Genomic DNA, 21200 nt, shown 5'->3' with positions numbered 1-21200 from the left:
GCAGGTCAGCTTGTCAGACGTGCCACCGCATCCGCCATCACCTTCAGCCCGGTGACCAGATCGGCCTCGTCCGTATCCTCGGCGAAATCATGGCTGATCCCACCAATCGACGGCACAAACAGCATCGAGGCGGGCATCAGCCGCGCCATGTTCGACGCATCGTGCAGCGCACCCGAGGGCATTTCCCGCCATGCGCCGGGCACCTGCGCTTCGGCGGCGGCGCACAGCGCGCGGCGGTGACCCGCATCCATCGCCACGGGCGGCACGCCCAGCATCGAGCCGAACTCCAGCCCCATGCCCTTCTCCGCTGCGATCTCGGCGGCGGTGTCGCGGATGATCTGCTCCATCCGGTCCAACCGGTCGGCATCGCCATCGCGCCACTGCATGGAAAAGGCGACCTTGCCCGGGACGACGGAATGCGCGTTCGGATGCAGCGCCACATGGCCGATTGTCCAGACCGTGGCGGGGGTGACGACGTTGCGGAAGCGCTCGTTGATGCGCTGGTTGAAGGCCGACAGCGCCTGAAAGGCGTCGGCGCGCATGTGCATCGGCGTGGTGCCCGCGTGGTTCTGCTGGCCTTCAAAACGGATCACCATGTCGCGAATGCCGACGATGGCCTCGACCACGCCGATCTTGCCGCCCGTCTGGTCCAGAAGCGGACCCTGTTCGATATGCATCTCCATGAAGCCGGTGAACCGCGCGGGGTCCAGCCAGTCGCCCAGCCGGTCGCCCATGGCGGCGCGCGCCTCGGCCAGCGTGATGCCGTCGCGGTCGACCAGCGTCGGGGCCGTTTCCCGGTCGAGCGCCTGCGCCCATGCCGCCGAACCGGTGGTCACGCCGAACCGCCCCTCTTCGTCCTGAAACGACACGCAGGACAGGGGCGGCCCGCCCGCCTCGCGCGCGGCACGGGCGATCTCCAGCGCGGCGATGACGCCCAAGGCACCGTCCAGCCAGCCGCCTTCGGGTTGGGTGTCGGAATGCGAGCCCATCAGGAAGGATTGGCCCGGGGCCAACCCGAAGACCGACCCCATCGGGTCCCAAGCGACCTCCAGCCCGGCCTCGGCAAACCGGCCCGCAAGCCAGTCGCGGGCGGCGATGTCGTCGGGGCTGTAGGCGGGGCGCACAACGCCCTTGCCCACGCCCGAGGCCCCGATGGCGCGCAGGGCATGCAGGTCGGCAAGGAAACGGTCGGGTTGGACGGGGATCATGGCGGCACCTCCTTGCCCGACCCTAGCATCCCCGGGCGCAGCCTCAAGTAGGATGGGTGATCACCCATCCTACCCTATGGACCTCCAACCGCCTTCGCCCTAGCCTGCCGCTAAAACGAGGGAGAGACAGATGGCCACCGGCACCAATATCCGCACCTATTTCGAAGGCCAGTGGCATGACGGCGACACCCCGATCATCCGCGCTGCCGATCACGGGGCATGGCTGGGCTCGGGCGTCTTCGACGGCGCACGGCAGGCGCACGGGCTGACCCCGGACCTCGACCGCCACCTTGCCCGCGTGAACCGCTCGGCCGAGGCGCTGATGCTGACGCCAACCATGACCGTCGAGCAGATGCTCGACATCGTCCGCGAGGGCCTGTCCGCCTATCCCAAGGACGCGCCGATCTACATCCGCCCGATGTATTGGGGCATCCACGGCGACAAGACCGCCATCATCCCGCAGCCCGAGGAAACCGGCTTTGCCATCTGCCTCGAGGAAATCCCCCTTGCCCCTGCCACCGCCACGACGACGCTGGGCTATACCCGCTTCCGCCGCCCCGTGATGGAAAGCGCCGTTGTGAATGCCAAGGCCGGGTGCCTCTATCCCAACAACGCCCGCATGCTGGCCGAGGTCAACCGGCGCGGCTTTGGCAACGCTTTGGTGGCCGATGCGATGGGCAATGTCGCCGAAAGCGCCACGGCCAATGTCTTCATGGTCAAGGATGGCGAGGTCTTTACCCCCATTCCCAACGGCACTTTCCTGTCCGGCATCACCCGCGCCCGCCACATCGCCAACCTGCGGGCCGAGGGCGTCACCGTGCATGAAACCGTGCTGACATTCACCGATTTCGAGACCGCCGACGAGGTCTTCCTATCGGGCAACATGAGCAAGGTCACCCCGGTCACCGCCATCGAGGACCGCCAGTATCAGGCCGGGCCGATCACGGCGCGCGTGCGCGAGATGTATTGGGATTGGGCGGCATCGACGGCATAAACCATGGACTTCAAGCTGATCGCGTTCGGCCTTGTCTTCGGCATCGCTGCGCTGGTCGTCTATGGCGCCGTCCGCGCCAACAGCCCGGAGGCGCGGCGCAAGGCAGGGCCGTCTCTCGACACACAGATCGGGACATTGGCCGAGATGGGGCTGACGCTATCGCCGGGGCTGACCCGCGACGACCTGCTGGCATGGGGGCCAGAGGAAACCTATCGCGCCGACCCGTGGCGGCTGATCCTGATGACCTATGCCAGCCCCGCCGATCATCTGGACGACCGCCCGTTTTGCCCCCGCGCCGCCATGATCGACATGGAAGGGGCCGACAACCCGAACAGCTACGCCCTGCTGGTGCAGGATCTCGCCCGCGTGGCGGGCCTGTCGGACCGCCTACACGACGTGACATCGGACGGCGAAAGCGTGACCTACCGGCTGGACGACACGCGCCACGCTCTGACGCCCAAGGCCAATGGCGACTGGTTCGATCCCGACACGCTCGACCGCATGGCCCGTGACCTTGAAACCCTGTTGCCCGACGGCACCCGCCTTTGGGCCTTGGACAACGGGCAGGCGCTGGCCGTCTTTCGACTCACGGACACCGATGCCGAAACCTTGAACGCCGAACATCCCGGCCTGCTCGCCCCGCTGATAGCATGACGCTGGACAGGGCCGCGCCTGTCGGTCAAAGTCCCGCAAGAAGTGGGAGAGACAATGCGCAAGTTCCTCGTCGTTCTCGATGACAGCCGCGAATGCCTGAATGCCATGCGCTTTGCCGCCATGCGGGCGCAGAAATCCGGGGGTGGCGTGACCATCCTGTCGGTCATTCCGCCGGATGAATTCAACCACTGGATCGGCGTCGGCGACATCATGCGCGAAGAGGCCCGCGAACGCATCCACGCGCATTTCGAGGTCTTTGCAAAGTGGATGCGCGACAAGCAGAATGTCGATCCCGAACTGGTGATCCGAGAGGGCGACCCGGTGGCCGAAATCCTCGCCTATGTGCGCGAAGACCCGGAAATCGGCATCCTCGTGCTGGGGGCTGCGGAATCGAAAAAGGGCCCCGGCCCGTTGGTCAGCCACATGACCAAGAGCTCGGGCAGCCTGCCCGTTCCGATCACCATCGTCCCCGGCGACATGTCCAAGGAACGGCTTGAGGCGATCACCTGAGACGCCGAAACGATGCACCTGCACGCCATCACGCTGGTCGTTCCCGACTATGATGCCGCCATCGCGTTCTATCGTGATGCCATGGGCTTCGACCTGATCGAGGACACGGACCTTGGCGGCGGCAAACGCTGGGTCTTGGTGGCCCCCGCCGGGGGTCAGACGCGGCTCTTGCTGGCAAAGGCGGTGACGGACCGGCAACGCGCGGCCATCGGTGCCCAAACCGGCGAGCGCGTGGGCTTCTTCCTGCACAGCGACGACTTTTCCGCCCATCATGCCCGGCTACAAGCGGCGGGCGTCGTGTTCGAGGAAACGCCGCGCCATGAACCCTATGGCACGGTCGCCGTGTTCCGCGATCCGTTCGGCAACCGCTGGGACCTGTTGCACCTGAGCCGCTAGATCACCCCGAACGCCGCCACCGCCTGCGCGACCTTGCGATACCCGGCGATATTCGCACCACGGCGGTAGTCCAGACGCGCCGCACTGCCCGCCTCGGCGCGGATCTGGTCATGGATCGTGCCCATGATGTCCCGCAGGGCGCGGCAGACCTCGACCGATGACAGGTAGCGGCCATGGGCGTTCTGGCTCATCTCAAGCCCGGAGATGGCGACCCCGCCCGCATTCGAGGCCTTGCCCGGCGCATGCAGCAGCCCCTTGCGGTCGGCCAGCGCCACGGCGTCGGCGGTCAGCGGCATGTTGGCGCCCTCGGCGATGATCCCCGCACCGGCGTCGATGGCAGCCGCCAGTGCATCGGCGTCCAGTTCGTTCTGGGTGGCGCAGGGCAACAGCACCTCGGCGTCGACCGCGCCCCAAGGGGCCTTGCCCGCGACGTAGCGCATCCCGCCGGGCGCATCGTCGATGGCCTGCCCCGCCGCCTTTTGGGCGCGCACCCAGTCGACATGGTCCTGCGTCAGCCCGTCCTCGGCCAGCAACACGCCGGTGCTGTCCGACAGGCTGACGACCATCGCCCCCTCTTGCAGCGCCATCTCGGCGGCATGGGTGGCGACGTTGCCCGCGCCGGAAATCGCCACGCGCACGCCATGCAGGCTGCGCCCCTGCACGCCCAGCATGTGGCACAGGAAATAGATCAAGCCATAGCCCGTCGCCTCGACCCGAAGCGCGCTGCCGCCAAAGCTTTCGCCCTTGCCGGTCAGGGCGCCGTGGAATTGCCCCTTGTGCTTCTTGTAGGCGCCAAACAGATAGCCGATCTCGCGCGTGCCGACATTGATGTCGCCAGCGGGCACGTCGTGATCCGGGCCGATATACTTGCACAGCTCGGCCATGAAGGCATGGCAGAAACGCATGATCTCGGCCTCGCTCCGGCCCTTGGGGTCGAAATCCGCGCCGCCCTTGGCACCGCCCAGCGGCAGGCCGGTCAGGGCGTTCTTGAACACCTGCTCGAAGCCAAGGAACTTCAGCACCGACAGGTTCACCGTGGGATGAAAGCGCAAGCCCCCCTTGTAGGGGCCGATGGCGTTCGAGGTCTGCACCCGCCAGCCACGATTGATCTGCACGGCGCCTGAGTCGTCCTCCCATGTCACGCGAAAGGTGATGATCCGGTCGGGTTCCGACAGCCGGTCGAGAACGCGGGCGGCGTGCAGGCGGGGGTCGTTCTTTTCGATGGTCAGCACGTCATGGGCGACCTCGCGCACCGCTTGGTGGAATTCCGGCTGCCGGGGCGTCCGGGCGATCAGGTCCTGCATGAAGCTTTCGGTCAAGGCGGTGCGGCGGTCGGTCATGGTCTCTCCTCTTCCGGGGTCAACCGGCCACCGGGCGCGCGGTTCCGACGCACAGTTTAGAATGGTTCCAATCCTTGACGCTGGCCCGTGCTGTGCGCATATATGGGACAAGCCACGAAAGGTGTGATCCAGATGTTCATTCAGACCGAACCGACCCCGAACCCCGCCACGTTGAAATTCCTGCCCGGCCAGACCGTGCTTGAGATGGGCACCGCAGACTTCCCCTCGTCCGAGGCCGCAGGTGGTTCGCCCCTTGCACAGCGCCTGTTCGGTGTCGATGGCGTCACGGGCGTGTTCTTTGGCAACGATTTCGTCACCGTGACGAAGGCGGATGCGACCGATTGGGATCACGTGAAACCGGCGATCCTCGGCGCGATCATGGAGCATTTCCAATCCGGTGCGCCGGTGATGAGCGATGGCAGCACGCAATCGGGCGGCCATGCGGAACATACCGGCGAGGATGCCGAGATCGTTGGCCAGATCAAGGAACTGCTGGACAGCCGCGTGCGCCCGGCGGTGGCACAGGATGGTGGCGACATCACCTTCCACGGGTTCGATCGCGGCGTGGTGTACCTGCACATGCAGGGCGCCTGCGCGGGCTGCCCCTCCTCGACCCTGACGCTGAAGATGGGGATCGAGAACCTGCTGCGCCACTACATCCCCGAAGTCACCGAAGTCCGCCCCGTCGCGGTCTGATCTGACACGCGCCCCGGGCTTGACCCGGGGCCTCCACGCCAGATCTGACCCAGAGGTCCCGGGTCAAGCCCGGGACAGGGGGCACGGCCGTCCCGAGGGGCGGCCTTTTGCGTTACCGTTCAGGATTTGATGGCGTATCGGTCCGGCTCGGCAAAGACATCGATGACCCGCGTGCCCGCCTTGATCCGCGCGCCGTGTTCGACACCGGCGGGGATGGAATAGCTGTCCCCTGCCCTGTATGTCCGGGTCTCGCCGCCGATGGTGAACGCGATCTCGCCCGCGACGACCGTCCCCCACTGGTCGCCATGGGCGTGCGGCGGCAGGTCCATGTCCTTGACGAAGGTGAAGAATGCCACGAGTCCGTCATCGGAACGGATCACCGCCGTCTCGACGACATCCTCGGGAAAGGGCACGTCGATGGCCGGAAAGGCCCGGATGAAGTCGGGAAATTGCATGGGGCTGCCCTCCTGAGGGTCGCTCGCACGGCATGTGCGGCCTGACCCAAGGTCAGCCTGCACCGCCGCCCCGCATTGCGCAAGCCCGGGTCACGCGGCATAAGGCGGGCATGATCCTCGCTTTCGACACCTCCTCTGCCCATGTCGCCGCCTGCCTGCTGGAGGGCGAGCGCGTGCTGACCCGCGTCGAAGAGATGGCGCGCGGGCAGGCAGAGCGCCTCATGCCGCTGCTCGAAGAGCTGCTGGCCGAGGGCGGTGCCTCTTGGGCCGACCTGACGCGCATCGGCGTGGGCATCGGGCCGGGGAACTTCACCGGCATCCGGATTTCGGTCAGCGCCGCGCGCGGGCTGGCGCTGGGGCTGGGGATTCCGGCGGTGGGCGTGTCGCTGTTCCAGACGACCCGGCACCTGTCGAATTGCGCACGGACGGCGGTTCCCGCGCCGCGCGATCAGGTCTACCTGATGGACCATGACACGATGCGCCCGCCGGTTCTTGCGCCCGGCATGCTCGGCAGTGCCTGTGCCCTGTCGACCGAACACACGATCACTGCGCATGTCGAGGTGATGGCGCGGCTGGCGGCGCAGTCCCCCGCCGATGGCGCACGACCCGCGCCGCTCTACGTCCGGCCTGCCGATGCCGCGCCCGGGCGCGATGCGCCACCGGTGATCCTGCCGTGACGCCAGACCGGCTGGCCGACATCGCGGCCCGCGCCTATCGGCATATGGCCCCTTGGACCGCGCAGGAGTTTGCCGAGACGCTGGCCCGCGCCTTCGTGCATCTGACCCATACCGAGCACGCCTTTGTCCTTGCCACGATCATCGTGGACGAGGCCGAGATTCTGGCACTGGCCTGCGACCCCGATGCCCAAGGCACGGGCGAGGCCAGCCGCGCCCTGCATGCGTTCGAGCGCGCCGCCGCTGGCCAAGGCGTCACCACCGTCTTTCTCGAGGTCGCCGCCGCCAATACCCCGGCCCGCGCCTTCTATGCCAAGCACGGCTACGAACCCGCGGGCCTGCGCAAGGGCTACTACCCGCAACCCGACGGCACGCGGGATGATGCCGTATTGATGCGCAAGACTCTGCCCTGACGTGACGACCCCGGCGGGAAGGTCCCAAAAACCGGTTGACCCTGCCCCTGCCCTACGTCTTTGATTGATTGATCAAAACCGAAAGGGCGCACCAACGCGCCCTTCAACTGGGAGTGTACCATGACCTTCATGACCAAGATCCTCGGTTCCGCCGCTGCCGTCGCGCTGAGCGCAGGCGCAGCGCTGGCCGACCCGGCCCTGATCTATGATCTCGGCGGCAAGTTCGACAAATCCTTCAACGAAGCGGCCTTCAACGGCGCGACCCGTTGGGCCGAGGAAACCGGCGGGTCCTTCCGCGACATCGAACTGCAATCCGAAGCGCAGCGCGAGCAGGCCCTGCGCCGCTTTGCCGAGGCCGGCTTCAACCCGGTCGTAACCACCGGCTTCTCCATGTCCTCGCCGATTGCATCGGTCGCGGCGGACTATCCCGACACCAAGTTCGTGACCATCGACGGATTCGTCGATCCGGCCGAGCATCCGAACGTCCTGTCGATCCTGTTCTCCGAACACGAGGGCAGCTATCTGGTCGGCATGATGGCGGCCATGGCGTCCGAAACCGATACCGTCAGCTTCGTCGGCGGCATGGACATCCCGCTGATCCGCAAGTTCGCCTGCGGCTATGCGCAGGGCGTCAAGGCGGTGAATCCCGACGCCACCGTGATCGCCAACATGACCGGCACCACGCCGGCCGCATGGAACGACCCGGTGAAGGGCTCTGAACTGGCCAAGGCGCAGATTTCCCAAGGCTCCGACGTGATCTTTGCCGCTGCTGGCGGAACCGGTCTGGGCGTGCTGCAAACCGCCGCCGACGAGGGCAAGATGGCCATCGGCGTGGACAGCAACCAGAACTACCTGCACCCGGGCTCAATGCTGACCTCGATGCTCAAGCGCGTCGACGTGGCGGTGTATGATTCCATGACGGCGGGTGCCGATCTGGAAACCGGTGTGAAGGTGCTGGGTCTGGCCGATGAGGGCGTGGGCTATGCGCTGGACGAGCACAATGAATCGCTGGTCGGTGCAGAGATGAAGGCCGCCGTGGACGAAGCCCGCCAGAAGATCATCGATGGCGAGATCATGGTTCACGACTATTCGGCTGACGACAGCTGCCCGGCGCTGGACTTCTGATCCGGCTTTGGTACGTGAAAGGCGGTCCCGATCTGGGGCCGCCTTTTGCATTTGGCGGGGGCAAGGCGCTTCGAAGCGCCTTGATCCAAGCGCCTTCGAAGGCGCTTGATACGCAAATTCGAATTTGCGTGTCCCAAGGCTTTTCGAAAAGCCTTGGCCCCCCGTTTTACCGCATGGAACTGATCCCGAAGATGTTGCCCTCCGTGTCCTGACACAGGCTGACGAACCCGAATTCTCCGATGGAGAATTTCGGCCTCAGAACCATCCCGCCCGCTGCGGAAACACGCCCCTCTTCCACCGCGCAATCCTCAGTCTGGAAATAGACCACCGTGCCGCCCGCGCCGGGCCCCGCATGGGGCGATTTCGAAATCGCCCCGCCCGCGCCATACCCCGTCATCTCAGTCGGAAAGGCCCGCATCTGCGTCTCGCCCGTCGGATCGCCGATCGCCTCCAGCGGACGACCGAACACGGCTTCATAGAAGCCTGTTGCCCGGTCCAGATCATCCACGAAGATATCGAACCAACCCACTGCATTCATTCCGGACATCTCGTTCACTCCTGTGTGTTTCCTGAGAGATGTCGTGACCGTAAGCGCCCCTTACGCCCCGGTATTGTAGATTTCAGACATCGAATTTCCGCGCATATTGCCCCGGCGTGTATCCGGTCGCCTTGCGGAAGGAATGAATGAAATGCGACTGGTCGGCATAGGACAGGGACGGCTCGCCCTTCAGCGATTGCTGCAGGCGCAGCACCTTAAGGAAATCATGCGGGGTGAACCCAGTGGTCTGCTTCAGCACCCGCTGCAACTGGCGCGGCGACAGGCCCACCACCTCGGCCATGTCGGCCACCGAAAACACGTCGTCCATCGCGGCAAAGATACGCTCTGTCACCGGGTTTGCGATCACCAGCCCCCGCGCCTGCAGGTCTTCGACCAACGCCACCAGAACCGCTTGCTTTGCGACGAAATCCAGACCGTCGAGGCGCTGATTCACATCCACCAGAGGCAAGTCGCCGCGATAGGCGCTGTCGATCTGCCCATGCACGCGCGGCCCCTGCCAGACGCCGGGCAGCAGGCGGATATTGGTGAAATGAAACGCGCGCCCAAGGTTCAACTCCTCGGCAGAGGCACGCAGGCGCGTGACGCCACACACATTCCGGTCCAATTGGTCGAACACCACGTAGGTGCAGGCATCGGGCAAGGCGTGGAACCGGTAATCGTGATCCAGCGCGCCCTCGGTTCGCAGGTCGAGGAACCGATGCACGATCCCGCGCAGGTGCATGGGCGGCTGCGCTTCGACGAAGCGCACCGTGTCGACGGCGCGGTCCCTGCCATTACCTTTCGGATCGTACATGTCGCGATGCTAGCCGCCCGCTCCTGATTTGCACAGGCCGTCGGTGCGACGCAGCGGCAAGACAGGTTTTCTCTGTTCAAGCCCGGTCTCCTCTGCAAATACTGACCACATGGTAATAAAGGACGGCTCCATGACGGCAGCACCCGCAATCGAACTCAAGGGAATTTCCAAGGCGTTCGGCCCGGTGCAGGCCAACAAGGACATCGCGATCCGGGTCATGCCCGGCACGATCCACGGCATCATCGGCGAAAACGGCGCGGGCAAGTCGACGCTGATGTCGATCCTCTACGGCTTTTACAAGGCCGATGCGGGCGAGATCTGGATCAACGGCACCAAGAAGGACATCACCGACAGCCAAGCGGCGATCGATGCCGGGATCGGTATGGTCTTTCAGCATTTCAAGCTGGTGCAGAACTTCACCGTGCTCGAAAACGTCATCCTCGGCGCCGAAGACGGCGCCATGTTGCGGCCCAGCCTCGCCAAGGCGCGCGGTGTGCTCAAGCAGTTGGCCGAGGAATACGAACTGAACGTCGATCCCGACGCCCTGATCGAGAACCTCAGCGTCGGCCACCAGCAGCGCGTGGAAATCCTCAAGGCGCTCTACCGCGAGGCCGACATCCTGATCCTGGATGAGCCGACCGGCGTGCTGACCCCGGCCGAGGCCGACCACCTGTTCCGCATCCTCGAAGGGCTGAAGCGCGAGGGCAAGACGATCATCCTCATCACGCATAAACTGCGCGAAATCATGGAGATCACCGATACGGTCAGCGTCATGCGCCGGGGCGAGATGACCGCCACGGTCAAGACCGCAGAGACCTCGCCCGAGCAACTGGCCGAACTGATGGTCGGGCGCAAGGTGCTGCTGCGGGTCGACAAGAAACCGGCCCAGCCCAAGGACACGATCCTCGAAATCCGCGACCTGCGCCACACCGACAGCGCCGGGGTCGAACGGCTCAAAGGCATCTCGTTGGATGTGCGCGCTGGCGAAATCGTCGGGCTCGCGGGCGTGTCCGGCAACGGCCAGACCGAACTGCTGCGCGTTCTTGGCGGCATGACCCATGCCACCGGCACGATCCGCGTCAACGGGCAAGAGATCGACCTGACCGGCCAGCATTCTGACGGCCAATCGCGGCGCGCGCGCGGCATCGCCCATGTCCCCGAGGATCGCCACCACGAGGGGCTGATCCTGCCGTTCAGCGCATGGGAAAACACCGTCTTCGGCTACCACCGCGATCCCGCGATCCAGAAAGGCCCGCTGATGGACAACGCCGCCATCAAGGCCGAGGCGCAGGCCAAGATGGACCGCTACGACGTCCGTCCGCCCAACCCGAACCTCGCCGCGCGCAACTTTTCCGGCGGCAACCAACAGAAAATCGTCCTGGCCCGCGAAATCGAGCGCGACCCGGATATCCTGTTGATTGGCCAGCCCACGCGCGGCGTGGATATTGGCGCCATCGAATTCATCCATCAGGAAATCGTCCGCCTGCGCGACAAGGGCAAGGCGATGCTGCTGGTCTCGGTCGAACTGGACGAGATCATGAGCCTTTCCGACCGCATCGCCGTAATGTTCGACGGCCAGATCATGGGCGAACGCCTGCCCTCGGAAACCGACCAGACCGAACTGGGCCTGCTGATGGCGGGCGTTACCGATACGCAAGGCAAACGCGCCATCGACGCGATCGAGGAAAACCTTCGGGCGAAGGAAGCGCGCGAGGCGTCAAAGCATGCCTGACCTCTGCCGTTTCTCGATCCAGACCGCCTCGCCGACGGCGTCCACCCGCACAACCATCCGAAAGTCAGCACCACATGGATAAGATGCCCGCCTGGGCCGATGCGGTCCTTGTTCCCCTGTTCTCGATCCTGATCGCCGCCTTCCTGTCGGCGCTGGTCATCCTTGCCATCGGCGAGAACCCGATCACCGCCTTCATGGCCATGGTCGACGGCGCCCTGATGAAGTCCACTGGCTGGGGGTACACGCTGTACTATGCCACGAATTTCATCTTCACCGGCCTTGCCGTCGCCGTGGCGTTTCATGCGCGCATGTTCAATATCGGCGGCGAGGGGCAGGCCATGCTGGGCGGGCTGGGCGTCGCCTTGGTCTGTCTTTACATCCCGTTCCCGCATTGGAGCGTTTCGCTGATCTTCACGATCGCGGCGGCGGGGCTGTTCGGGGCCGCATGGGCGCTGATCCCCGGTTACCTGCAAGCCAAGCGCGGCAGCCATATCGTGATCACCACGATCATGTTCAACTTCATCGCGGCCGCCTTGCTGAACTATGTTCTGGTCAACCTGCTCAAACCCACCGGCGCAATGGAACCGGCCACCGCGAGCTTTCCTGCGGCCACCCATCTGCCGACCTTCTTCGACATGTTCGCCTCTGATGGCAATCCGCTGTTCCGTGGATCACCGGCCAATGTCAGCTTTTTCGTGGCTGTTCTGGCCTGCATCCTCGTCTGGCTGCTGATCTGGCGGACCAAGCTGGGTTATGAGATCCGGGCGTTTGGACATTCGGAAACCGGCGCCCGCTATGCCGGCATCCCGAATGTCAGGATCACCGTCATTGCCATGCTGATCTCCGGGGCGCTGGCCGGGATGATGGCCCTGAACACCACGCAGGGCGAGGCCGAACGGCTGGTCCTGAACGCCCCCGAGGGCGCGGGCTTCATCGGCATTGCCGTGGCGCTGATGGGGCGATCGCACCCGCTTGGGGTCTTTCTCGCGGCGCTGCTGTTCGGGTTTCTCTACCAAGGCGTCGCGGAACTCGCTTTCTGGAACAACATCCCGCGCGAATTGGGCATGGTGATCCAGGCGCTGGTGATCCTGTTCACCGGGGCGCTCGACAACATGGTGCGCATGCCGTTGGAGAAACTCTTCCTCGCCTTCGGACGGGACAAGGCATGACTGCACGCATTTTAAAGCAAGACAGTGCCGATCTGGGCTTTGCCATGGCTGCCCTGTTGACGCGCGCCATCTCGCTGGCGGAGTTCCGCGACTGGGCTGACCACGTCATCACCCGCACACCGGCAGGGCAGATCCCCGATTGGTTTTTCGACCTCTCGATGCTGGACGACGACGCCCGCCGCGCCCTCGCGGTGCTCGAAATCGTGCCCTTCACCCCCTACGAACCGGATCTGGACGCCAATGGCCCCAGCGACGCGCTGGCCGGTATCGCCCATCTGCGGGGCCGACCTGCCCCGACCGATCATGACCCGGTGACCACGCCCGCACGGGCCGCTGCGGCGCTCGACCGTCACCCAGAGGTCCGGACCCGCTTCCGCGCCCTCTTTCCCTTCATCGAACTGCCGGAGCCCGCCTGATGGATTATGCCTTCCTGCTGCAAGTGCTCGACAGCACCATCCGCCTCTCCACCCCGCTCCTGCTGGCCTGCCTTGCCGGGCTGTTTTCCGAGCGCTCCGGCATCATAGATATCGGCCTCGAGGGCAAGATGCTGATCGCCGCCTTCTTCTCCGCCGCCATCGCCTATTCGACCGGCTCCGTCTGGATGGGCCTGCTGGCGGGCATCGTCTCCGCCATGCTGCTGTCGGCGGTGCATGGCCTTGCCTCGATCACCTTCCACGGCAACCAGTTGATATCCGGGGTCGCGCTCAATTTCCTTGCATCGGGCCTGACCGTGCTGATCGCGCAGGACTGGTTCGGCCAAGGCGGCAGAACCCCCGCGCTTCTGTCCGGCGGACGGTTCAGCGAACTGACCCTGCCGCTGGCCGAAACCCTGCGCCCCGTCCCGATCCTCGGCCCGCTCTATGCCGAGGTCATCTCCGGCCATTCGATCCTCGTCTATGTCGCCTTTGCCATGGTTCCGCTGACCTGGTGGATACTCTACCGCACCCGCTTCGGCCTGCGCCTGCGCGCCGTTGGCGAAGCCCCCGAAGCCGTCGACACCGCGGGCGTCTCGGTCGCGGGCCTGCGCTATGCTGCCATCGCCATCGCAGGTGTGCTCTGTGGCCTCGCGGGGGCATACCTCGCCACCGGCCTGCAGGCCGGCTTCGTCCGGGAAATGAGCGCCGGGCGGGGCTATATCGCGCTTGCGGCACTGATCTTCGCCAAGTGGCGGCCTTGGTACGCGCTTTATGCCTGCCTGCTCTTCGGCTTCCTGCAGGCCCTGTCCCTGCGCCCCGACATCGTCGAAGCCGTCCTGACCGTCTCGGTCCCGGTCCAGCTTCTCGACGCGCTGCCCTACATCCTGACGGTGATCATCCTCGCAGGCTTCATCGGCAAGGCCATCCCGCCCCGCGCGGGCGGCGACCCCTATATCAAGGAGCGCTGACCCGGCCCGAGGGCGCCCCTTCTTCTGGCCCCAAATACCGTGGGGGGAATGCGCGTCAGCGCAGGGGGGCAAAGCCCCCGAAACGGGGGTCTGGGGGGCCTGCCCCCCAGATGCAAGAGCGCGCCAAAGGCGCACATTTCGGCAACAGGCCGGTCGCGCTGCACTTGCAAACACCGCGCGTATGGGCCTACCAATATCCATGCAGATCTACCTCCCCATCGCCGAGGTTTCGGTCAACATGTTCCTGATCCTCGGCCTTGGTGGGCTGGTCGGGCTGTTATCGGGCATGTTCGGCGTGGGGGGCGGCTTCCTTTTGACCCCGCTGCTGTTCTTCATCGGCATACCGCCCGCCGTGGCCGTCGCCACCGGCGCCAACCAGATCGTCGCCTCGTCGATCTCGGGTGTGCTGGCCCATCTCAAACGCAAGACCGTGGACCTGAGGATGGGCACCGTCTTGCTGATCGGCGGCATCATCGGCGCCAGCTTCGGCGTGATGCTCTTCAATCACCTCAAGAGCCTCGGGCAGGTCGATCTGCTGGTCAACCTGTTCTACGTGGTCTTCCTCGGCATCATCGGGGCGCTGATGATGATCGAAAGCATCCGGGCGCTGCGCAAGTCCCGCCGCGGCGCGCCCCCGGCCCGGCGCAAGCACAACTGGGTCCACGGCCTGCCGCTGAAGATGCGGTTTCGCACCTCGGGCCTCTATATCTCGGTCATCCCGCCCTTGGGCGTGGGCCTGATGGTCGGCGTCTTGGCGGCGATCATGGGGGTGGGCGGCGGCTTCATCATGGTGCCCGCGATGATCTACATCCTCGGCATGCCGACCAAGGTCGTCATCGGCACCTCGCTCTTCCAGATCATCTTCGTCGCGGCCTTCACCACCACGCTGCACGCCGCGACCAACTACACGGTCGACATCGCGCTGGCGCTGTTCCTGCTGGTCGGCGGCGTGATCGGCGCGCAATTCGGCACGGTGATCGGCACGCGACTGAAGGCCGAGCAGTTGCGCGTCCTGCTGGCGGCGCTGGTGCTGGCGGTCTGCCTGAAACTGGGGCTGGAACTGCTGATCGAACCGTCCGAGCTCTACTCCATCGCCGAGGTGCAGTGATGCGATGGCTGCTGGCCCTTCTGACCTGTCTGGCCCTGCCGGTCGAGGCCGAAGAGGTGGTTCTGGGGCTGTCGCGCGATCAGATTTCGATCTCGACCGATTTCGACGGGTCCGAAATCCTGATCTTCGGCGCGATCAAGCGCGAGACGCCGATCAACGCCGAACCGCTTCAGGTCATCGTCACCGTGGCCGGGCCATCGGTGCCCGTCGACGTCCGCCGCAAGTCGCGTGTTGCCGGGATCTGGGTCAACACGCTGAGCGTCGAGGTCGACCGCGCGCCCTCCTTCTACGCCATCGCCACCTCTGCCGCCTGGTCCGAGTCGATCAGCCATGTCGAGGACCTGCGCCACAGGGTCTCGATCCCACAGGCGATCCGGTCGGTCGGTGCACCGATGGAAATCGCGGATTCCCAAAGCTTCACCGAGGCGCTGATCCGCATCCGCGAGCGCAACGACCTGTACCAACTGAACGAAGCCAGCGTGAACCTGCGCGAACAAACCCTGTTCGACACTTCCATCACCCTGCCCGCCAACCTGACCGAAGGCACCTACCCCACCCGCATCTTCCTGACACGCGGCGGCGCCGTGGTGTCGAAGCTGGAAACCGAGATCGAGGTGCGCAAGGTCGGGCTGGAACGCTGGCTGTTCACGTTGTCGCGACAGCAGCCGCTGGTCTATGGCCTGCTGTCGCTGGCCATCGCCGCCATTGCCGGCTGGGGCGCCTCGACCCTCTTCAGGATCATCAGACAGCAATGACACGCCCCGGCCCCGCCTCCCGCAGCGCCTATCGCGCCTTTCACGCCATCCCGACCCGGTGGAAAGACAATGACGCGTTGGGTCACATGAACAATGCCGAATACCTCTCGATCATCGACACGGCTGTCAGCCTGTGGCAGCTGGATCAGGGCCTGTCCATCACCGGCCCCGACAGCCTGCGCTTTGTCGTGGTGGAAACCGGCATCCGCTTCTTCGCGGAGGCCGGCTTTCCGGACATGATCCATGCCGGGCTGCGGATCGGCCATCTCGGGCGGTCGTCGTTTCGTTACGAGGTCGGACTGTTCCGCAATGACGCGGACACGGCCTGCACCGAGGGGTTCTTTACCATGGTCCTCACCGACACGCAGGGGCGCCCCACCCCCCTGCCGAAGGATGTGCGCAAAGCCCTGAGCACGCTTATGATGTAATCCGCGCGTGCAAGGCTTTTCGAAAAGCCTTGCGCGCCCGTCCCGCGTCAGAGCCGGTCGTCGAGGAAGCTCAGCAGCGCGTCCCAGCTGGCCTGATCTGCCGCCAGATCGTAGTCGCGCGACCCCCAGACGGTAAACGAATGCCGCGCCCCGCCATACAATTGGGCGTCATGTTCGACCCCGGCCTCCAACATCTCGCCGACGATCTGCGCCAGATCCGCCGGACCGGACACCGGATCGGCGGTGCCATGCAGCAGCAGAACCGGCGCAGCCGTTGCGCTGTAATCCTGCCCCTCCGGCGTCGGCAACCCGCCGTGGAAAGACACGAACCCGTCGATCTCCATGCCCGAGCGCGCCGCCTCGAGCGCCGCAGCCCCGCCAAAGCAATAGCCCATCAGCACCACGTCATCCGTCACACCATCGAGGCCGCGTGCGGCCTCCAGCGAGCCCGACAGGCGCGCGCGGAACATCTCGCGGTCGCCATATAGCTCGCCCGACCGGGCCCGGTTCTCATCCATGTTGGTGGGGCGGTTGTCCTTGCCATAGACATCGATGGCCACCGCCGTATAGCCCAGCGCCGCCAGCATGTCGGCGCGCTTTTCCTCGTATTCGGTCAGCCCGTCCCAATCATGGACGATCAGCACCGTGCCCTTGGTTTCGGGCAGGTCGGTGTTGCGGGCGACATAGCCCTGAAAGGTCGTGCCATCGACCTCGTATTCGAACGACTGGCCCATCAACTCGGCTGAAACCGATTGCCCAAAGGCCAGTGCAAGTACCGCGGCAGTCATGGTCGTCCGGATCATCATATGCCTCCCTGTCTGAACGATGCCCCTCAAAGGTAGAGCGGCCCGGCAGGTTTCAACGGCGCCGCACAACACATGCGGCGGGTTGGTGTTTCGCCGGGGCCTGCTAGGATGGCTGCGGCCCACATCCTGCACGCCACACGAGGAGACGCCCGGCATGACGCAGCGCAAGCTCTATCTCGGTCCGCTGACCGACAACCGGCGGTGGGACAGGGTGGCGATCCGACCCGATGACGTGATCGTCGCGACCCCGCCGAAAAGCGGCACCACGTGGATGCAGACGATCATCGCGCTGCTGCTGTCCGGCAATCCGGAGGTCGATCCGCAACTGGCGCAGAACATGCCTTGGGTCGACATCCGCCTGCGCGCGGTCGACGACCTCGCCAAAGGGCTCGACGCCCGCAGCGACCGTCGCAGCATGAAGAGCCACACGCCCATGGACGGCCTGCCCGTTCACGATCAGGCGCAGTACATCTGCGTCTTCCGCCATCCGCTGGACGTCCATTTTTCCTTTCGCAACCACACCCGGATCGTGCCGATGCCGGTCTTCAAGGCGTGGTATCCCGAGGACGACCCCAACGGCGCCACCTTCCGCCATTTTCTGGACGGTGGCCCCGAAGGGTTCGACGGCGACCTTGCGCCCCTCGCCCATATCCTGCGCCATTATCAAGCCGCCAAGGCCTTGGCGGACCGGCCCAACGTGCACCTGTTCCACTATGCCGACATGTTGCGCGACCTGCCCGGCGCGGTGGCGCGTGTCGCCCGGATCATGGGCATCACCCATCCCGACGACCTCATGGCGCAGCTTGTGCAGGCCGCGACCTTCGACAACATGAAGGCGCATGCGGACCGCTATGTGCCCGCCGCGCGCAAGGGTGCGTTTGCCTCGGAGAGCGACTTCTTTCACCGCGGCACCTGCGGGCAATGGCACGATGTGCTGACACAGGCGGAGGTGGCCGCCTATGACACGATGATGAATGCAGAACTGACCCAAGCGGACCGCGTCTGGCTGGAATTCGGCAGCGCTGGCGCGCCTTAGCCCTTTTCGTGGAAATGCGCGTAGATGCGTTCGGCCAGCGCCTCTGACACGCCCTCGACCGCCGTCAGGTCGGACAGGTTGGCGCGGCTGACCGCCTTGGCCGAGCCGAAATGGGCCAGCAGCGCGCGTTTGCGCGAGGCGCCGACGCCGCTGATCTCGTCCAAGGGGTTGGCCATCTGGGATTTTGCGCGTTTCGCCCGGTGGGTGCCGATGGCGAACCTGTGCGCCTCGTCGCGCAGGCGTTGCACGAAATACAGCACCGGATCGCCGCGCCGCAGGGCAAAGGGGCGCTCGCCCAGACGGTGGAATTCCTCCTTGCCGTGGTCGCGGTCCACGCCCTTGGCGACGCCGATCATCGGCACGTCCGTGACGCCATGCTCGCGCATGATCTCGGCAACCGCGCTGACCTGCCCCGCGCCGCCGTCGATCAACAACAGGTCGGGCCACAGCCCCTTGTCGCGGTCCGGGTCCTCTTTCAGCAGGCGCTTGAAGCGGCGGTTCAGCACCTCTTTCATCATGCCGAAATCGTCGCCGGGGGTCAGGTCGTCGCCCTGAATGTTGTATTTGCGGTACTGGTTCTTCATGAAGCCCTCGGGCCCCGCGACGATCATCGCGCCAACGGCATTGGTGCCTTGTATATGCGAGTTGTCGTAGACCTCGATCCGCTGGGGCGGATTGTCCAGCCCGAACGCCTCGGCCACACCGCGCAGCAGTTTCGCCTGTGTCGCGCTTTCCGACATCTTGCGCGCGAGGCTTTCCTTGGCGTTGCGCAGGGCCCCATCCACCAGCTCGGCCTTTTCGCCACGCTGGGGCACGTTGATCTCGACCTTGCGGCCCAGCTTGTCGGACAGGGCCTGCACCATCAGGTCCTCATCCTCGATACCGTGGGACAGCAGCAACAGCCGCGCCGGGTCCTTTTGGTCGTAGAACTGGCCGAGGAAGGCCTCCATCACCTCGGGCGCGCCCACATCCTCGGCCACGCGCGGATAGAAATCGCGGTTCCCCCAGTTCTGGTTCGCCCGGATGAAGAAGACCTGAACGCAAGCCTGCCCGCTTTCCATATGCAGCGCGATCACGTCGGCCTCGGCGGTGGTCTGCGGGTTGATGCCTTGCGCCGTCTGCACCTGTGTCAGGGCGCGGATGCGGTCGCGCAGGGCGGCGGCGCGCTCGAACTCCATCGCCTCGGAGGCCTCGACCATCTGGTCCTTCAGCTTGGCCTGAATTTCCGTCGATTTGCCCGAAAGATAGCGTTTGGCATCGGCCACGCTGCGCGCGTAGTCCTGCGGGGTGATCTTGCCCACACAGGGCGCAGTGCAGCGCTTGATCTGGTATTGCAGGCAGGGGCGCGTGCGCGTCTCGAACTGGCTGTCGGAGCAGTTGCGCAGCAGAAACGCCTTTTGCAACTGGTTGAGCACGCGATTGACCGCACCGGCGCTGGCGAAGGGGCCGTAATAGCTGCCCTTGTCCTTCTTCGCGCCACGATGCTTGGTGATCATCGGAAAGTCGTGATCGGTGACAAGGATGTTCGGGAACGACTTGTCGTCGCGCAAGAGCACGTTGAACTTGGGCTTGAGCTGCTTGATGAGGTTCTGTTCCAGCAACAGCGCCTCGGTCTCCGTCCGGGTGGTCAGGAACATCATGCTGGCAGTCTCGGAAATCATCCGCTCGATCCGCCGGGAATGGCCCGTGGGCCGGGCATAATTCGACACCCGCGCGCGCAGGTTGCGCGCCTTGCCCACATACAGGACGCGGCTCTGCTCATCGAGCATCCGGTACACCCCCGGAGAGCTGTCCAGCAGGCGCAAATAAGACTGGATGACCTCGTGCCCCTTGGGCTGCGGCTGGGTGCTGTCCACCTCTGTCATCGCGGTATTCCCTTACCTTGCGTCAGTGTCCGATTCCCGTGTTTGGCTGCAATGCAGCAGCGCCGGGATCAAGCGGGATTACATCCACGCTTTCTGTGGATAAGTCTGTAGGTACATTCTTGGCATCCGGTTTTTTTCCTTAAGTTTTCGCCACTTCGCCGGATTGCACAATTTTTGGGCAATCCTATAAGCACCTGATTACATTAATGAAAAAATCACGCGAAGTGCAAACCCTTGGCTTTCTTAGCAAATTTGTAACGGGTTTGTTAAGACTTCGTGACCGGTGCAAAACTTGCGCCGCCCCCGCATCATTCCACGTCCACCACGTCCGGCGTCTGCCAGTTCAGGTGCTGTCCGCCATCGACACAAAGCAGCTGGCCGGTGATCGCCGGGGCGCCAAGGAAATAGCGCAGGGCGGCGCAGATATCATCCGGATTGGCCCCGCGTTCCAGCACCGTCGCCGCGCGCTGGCGGGCGAATTGTTCCTCGCTCTGGCGGCCGCCGCGCAGCGTCGGGCCGGGACCGATCCCGTTGACCCGAACGCGCGGCGCCAGCGCCATCGCAGCCGTCTGGGTAAAGGCCCAAAGCCCCATCTTGGCAATCGTGTAGGTCATGAATTCCGGCGTCAGCTTGCGCACCCGCTGGTCGATCATGTTGACCACCAGCCCCTGCGCCACAGGCTCGCCGCGCGCGTCCCGCGCAGGCTCGGGGATCTGCTCCGCCAAGGCCTGCGTCAACACGAAAGGCGCGCGCAGATTGCTTTCGATATGCCGGTCCCAGCCCTCTCGCGTGGCCGATGCAAGCGTATCGTGTTCAAAGATCGACGCATTGTTGATCAGCACATGGATCGGGCCGCCCAGCGCCTCGGACGCGGCGGGCAGCAAGGCCTCGACCTGTGCCTCGTCCAGCAGGTCGGCCTGCACGGTCACCGCCTGCCGCCCCAGCATGGCGATCTCGCCAGCGGTGTCGCGCGCCTCGGAAACCGAGCTGCCGTAATGCACCGCCACGTCATAGCCGTCCTCGGCCAAGGCCAAGGCCATGGCCCGCCCCAATCGCTTGCCGCCGCCGGTGACCAGCGCCCTCTTTGCCTCGCTCATGCA

24 protein-coding genes are annotated in these 21200 nt (G+C 65.0%); 16 read left to right on the top strand and 8 right to left on the bottom strand.

Translation table 11 applies throughout. The annotated features are described in order from the left end of the window. Nucleotides 1-5 precede the first annotated feature (5 nt). The gene (locus D8Z78_RS10340; protein ID WP_121633416.1) at nt 6-1208 is read right to left on the bottom strand and encodes a hydantoinase/carbamoylase family amidase; all 1203 of its coding nucleotides are present in this window, start codon (nt 1206-1208) and stop codon (nt 6-8) included. 130 nt (nt 1209-1338) lie between these two features. Here D8Z78_RS10340 and D8Z78_RS10335 point away from each other — a divergent pair, with 130 nt between their 5' ends. From D8Z78_RS10335 to D8Z78_RS10320, 4 genes are read left to right on the top strand one after another with little or no spacing between them, the layout of a single operon-like run. Continuing rightward, the gene (locus D8Z78_RS10335) at nt 1339-2202 is read left to right on the top strand and encodes a branched-chain amino acid aminotransferase (protein ID WP_121633420.1); all 864 of its coding nucleotides are present in this window, start codon (nt 1339-1341) and stop codon (nt 2200-2202) included. A gap of 3 nt (nt 2203-2205) precedes the next feature. Beyond that, entirely contained in the window at nt 2206-2856 is a 651-nt protein-coding gene (locus D8Z78_RS10330; RefSeq protein ID WP_121633423.1) for a hypothetical protein, read from the top strand. Nucleotides 2857-2910: 54 nt separating this feature from the next. After that, nucleotides 2911-3366, top strand: coding sequence for a universal stress protein (locus tag D8Z78_RS10325; RefSeq protein ID WP_121633425.1), 456 nt, complete (start codon nt 2911-2913; stop codon nt 3364-3366). Nucleotides 3367-3378: 12 nt separating this feature from the next. Next, entirely contained in the window at nt 3379-3762 is a 384-nt protein-coding gene (locus D8Z78_RS10320) for a VOC family protein (protein WP_121633429.1), read from the top strand. Here D8Z78_RS10320 and gdhA read toward each other — a convergent pair. Then, nucleotides 3759-5102, bottom strand: a complete 1344-nt coding sequence (gdhA, locus tag D8Z78_RS10315; RefSeq protein WP_121633431.1) for an NADP-specific glutamate dehydrogenase — start codon at nt 5100-5102, stop codon at nt 3759-3761. The genes D8Z78_RS10320 and gdhA overlap by 4 nt on opposite strands. A gap of 132 nt (nt 5103-5234) precedes the next feature. Between gdhA and D8Z78_RS10310 the strand changes: the two genes are divergently transcribed. Beyond that, nucleotides 5235-5798 (top strand): NifU family protein, encoded by a 564-nt coding sequence (locus tag D8Z78_RS10310; RefSeq protein ID WP_121633433.1) that lies wholly within the window; start codon nt 5235-5237, stop codon nt 5796-5798. A gap of 119 nt (nt 5799-5917) precedes the next feature. On the opposite strand, the gene D8Z78_RS10305 is transcribed toward D8Z78_RS10310, so the two are convergent. Beyond that, a complete protein-coding gene (locus D8Z78_RS10305) occupies nt 5918-6253 on the bottom strand; it encodes a cupin domain-containing protein (protein WP_121630506.1) in 336 nt (111 codons plus the stop codon). A gap of 110 nt (nt 6254-6363) precedes the next feature. On the opposite strand from D8Z78_RS10305, the gene tsaB reads away from it, so the two are divergent. The 3 genes from tsaB to D8Z78_RS10290 all read left to right on the top strand — a co-directional run bounded on the left by tsaB (nt 6364) and on the right by D8Z78_RS10290 (nt 8465). Then, nucleotides 6364-6930 (top strand): tRNA (adenosine(37)-N6)-threonylcarbamoyltransferase complex dimerization subunit type 1 TsaB, encoded by a 567-nt coding sequence (tsaB, locus tag D8Z78_RS10300; RefSeq protein WP_121630507.1) that lies wholly within the window; start codon nt 6364-6366, stop codon nt 6928-6930. Beyond that, a complete protein-coding gene (locus D8Z78_RS10295) occupies nt 6927-7340 on the top strand; it encodes a GNAT family N-acetyltransferase (protein ID WP_121630508.1) in 414 nt (137 codons plus the stop codon). The genes tsaB and D8Z78_RS10295 overlap by 4 nt, the downstream gene beginning before the upstream one ends. A 120-nt stretch (nt 7341-7460) precedes the next feature. Beyond that, nucleotides 7461-8465 carry a BMP family lipoprotein gene (locus D8Z78_RS10290; RefSeq protein ID WP_121630509.1) on the top strand — a complete coding sequence of 335 codons (1005 nt, stop codon included), beginning with the start codon at nt 7461-7463 and terminating at the stop codon, nt 8463-8465. Between the two features lie 166 nt (nt 8466-8631). Here the strand turns inward: D8Z78_RS10290 and D8Z78_RS10285 are convergent, their stop codons facing one another. Together D8Z78_RS10285 and D8Z78_RS10280 are read right to left on the bottom strand one after the other, a co-directional pair. Beyond that, nucleotides 8632-9012 (bottom strand): VOC family protein, encoded by a 381-nt coding sequence (locus tag D8Z78_RS10285; RefSeq protein WP_121630510.1) that lies wholly within the window; start codon nt 9010-9012, stop codon nt 8632-8634. A gap of 73 nt (nt 9013-9085) precedes the next feature. Next, nucleotides 9086-9817, bottom strand: coding sequence for a helix-turn-helix domain-containing protein (locus tag D8Z78_RS10280; protein WP_121630511.1), 732 nt, complete (start codon nt 9815-9817; stop codon nt 9086-9088). A 130-nt stretch (nt 9818-9947) separates the two neighbouring features. Between D8Z78_RS10280 and D8Z78_RS10275 the strand changes: the two genes are divergently transcribed. The 7 genes from D8Z78_RS10275 to D8Z78_RS10245 all read left to right on the top strand — a co-directional run bounded on the left by D8Z78_RS10275 (nt 9948) and on the right by D8Z78_RS10245 (nt 16393). Continuing rightward, nucleotides 9948-11549 carry an ABC transporter ATP-binding protein gene (locus tag D8Z78_RS10275; RefSeq protein WP_128910765.1) on the top strand — a complete coding sequence of 534 codons (1602 nt, stop codon included), beginning with the start codon at nt 9948-9950 and terminating at the stop codon, nt 11547-11549. Between the two features lie 74 nt (nt 11550-11623). Beyond that, on the top strand, nt 11624-12718 hold the full coding sequence (locus D8Z78_RS10270; RefSeq protein ID WP_121630513.1) for an ABC transporter permease: 1095 nt from the start codon (nt 11624-11626) through the stop codon (nt 12716-12718). Continuing rightward, nucleotides 12715-13134: a hypothetical protein gene (locus tag D8Z78_RS10265; protein ID WP_128910764.1), complete on the top strand. Its 420-nt coding sequence runs from the start codon at nt 12715-12717 to the stop codon at nt 13132-13134. The genes D8Z78_RS10270 and D8Z78_RS10265 overlap by 4 nt, the downstream gene beginning before the upstream one ends. Further along, entirely contained in the window at nt 13134-14102 is a 969-nt protein-coding gene (locus tag D8Z78_RS10260) for an ABC transporter permease (RefSeq protein WP_121630515.1), read from the top strand. The genes D8Z78_RS10265 and D8Z78_RS10260 overlap by 1 nt, the downstream gene beginning before the upstream one ends. A 199-nt stretch (nt 14103-14301) precedes the next feature. After that, complete coding sequence (locus D8Z78_RS10255; RefSeq protein WP_121630516.1) at nt 14302-15210, top strand: sulfite exporter TauE/SafE family protein; 909 nt, start codon at nt 14302-14304, stop codon at nt 15208-15210. Continuing rightward, a complete protein-coding gene (locus D8Z78_RS10250) occupies nt 15210-15965 on the top strand; it encodes a TIGR02186 family protein (RefSeq protein ID WP_121630517.1) in 756 nt (251 codons plus the stop codon). The genes D8Z78_RS10255 and D8Z78_RS10250 overlap by 1 nt, the downstream gene beginning before the upstream one ends. Continuing rightward, nucleotides 15962-16393 carry an acyl-CoA thioesterase gene (locus tag D8Z78_RS10245; protein ID WP_121630518.1) on the top strand — a complete coding sequence of 144 codons (432 nt, stop codon included), beginning with the start codon at nt 15962-15964 and terminating at the stop codon, nt 16391-16393. Before D8Z78_RS10250 ends, D8Z78_RS10245 begins: the two co-directional genes overlap by 4 nt. 47 nt (nt 16394-16440) lie before the next feature. Here the strand turns inward: D8Z78_RS10245 and D8Z78_RS10240 are convergent, their stop codons facing one another. After that, nucleotides 16441-17196, bottom strand: a complete 756-nt coding sequence (locus tag D8Z78_RS10240; RefSeq protein WP_240672080.1) for a dienelactone hydrolase family protein — start codon at nt 17194-17196, stop codon at nt 16441-16443. Between the two features lie 157 nt (nt 17197-17353). Between D8Z78_RS10240 and D8Z78_RS10235 the strand changes: the two genes are divergently transcribed. Then, the gene (locus D8Z78_RS10235) at nt 17354-18235 is read left to right on the top strand and encodes a sulfotransferase domain-containing protein (protein ID WP_164932942.1); all 882 of its coding nucleotides are present in this window, start codon (nt 17354-17356) and stop codon (nt 18233-18235) included. Here D8Z78_RS10235 and uvrC read toward each other — a convergent pair. After that, the gene (gene uvrC / locus D8Z78_RS10230; protein ID WP_121630521.1) at nt 18232-20100 is read right to left on the bottom strand and encodes an excinuclease ABC subunit UvrC; all 1869 of its coding nucleotides are present in this window, start codon (nt 20098-20100) and stop codon (nt 18232-18234) included. The two genes, D8Z78_RS10235 and uvrC, sit on opposite strands and share 4 nt — an antisense overlap. 308 nt (nt 20101-20408) lie before the next feature. Continuing rightward, a complete protein-coding gene (locus D8Z78_RS10225; RefSeq protein WP_121630522.1) occupies nt 20409-21197 on the bottom strand; it encodes an SDR family oxidoreductase in 789 nt (262 codons plus the stop codon). Nucleotides 21198-21200 lie beyond the last annotated feature (3 nt).

The organism is Tropicibacter alexandrii, assembly GCF_003667315.2.
GTDB classification, from domain to species: Bacteria; Pseudomonadota; Alphaproteobacteria; order Rhodobacterales; family Rhodobacteraceae; genus Tropicibacter; species Tropicibacter alexandrii.
Note: the sequence above shows the minus strand (reverse complement) of the source record. Positions and strands in the feature narration are given on the sequence as shown.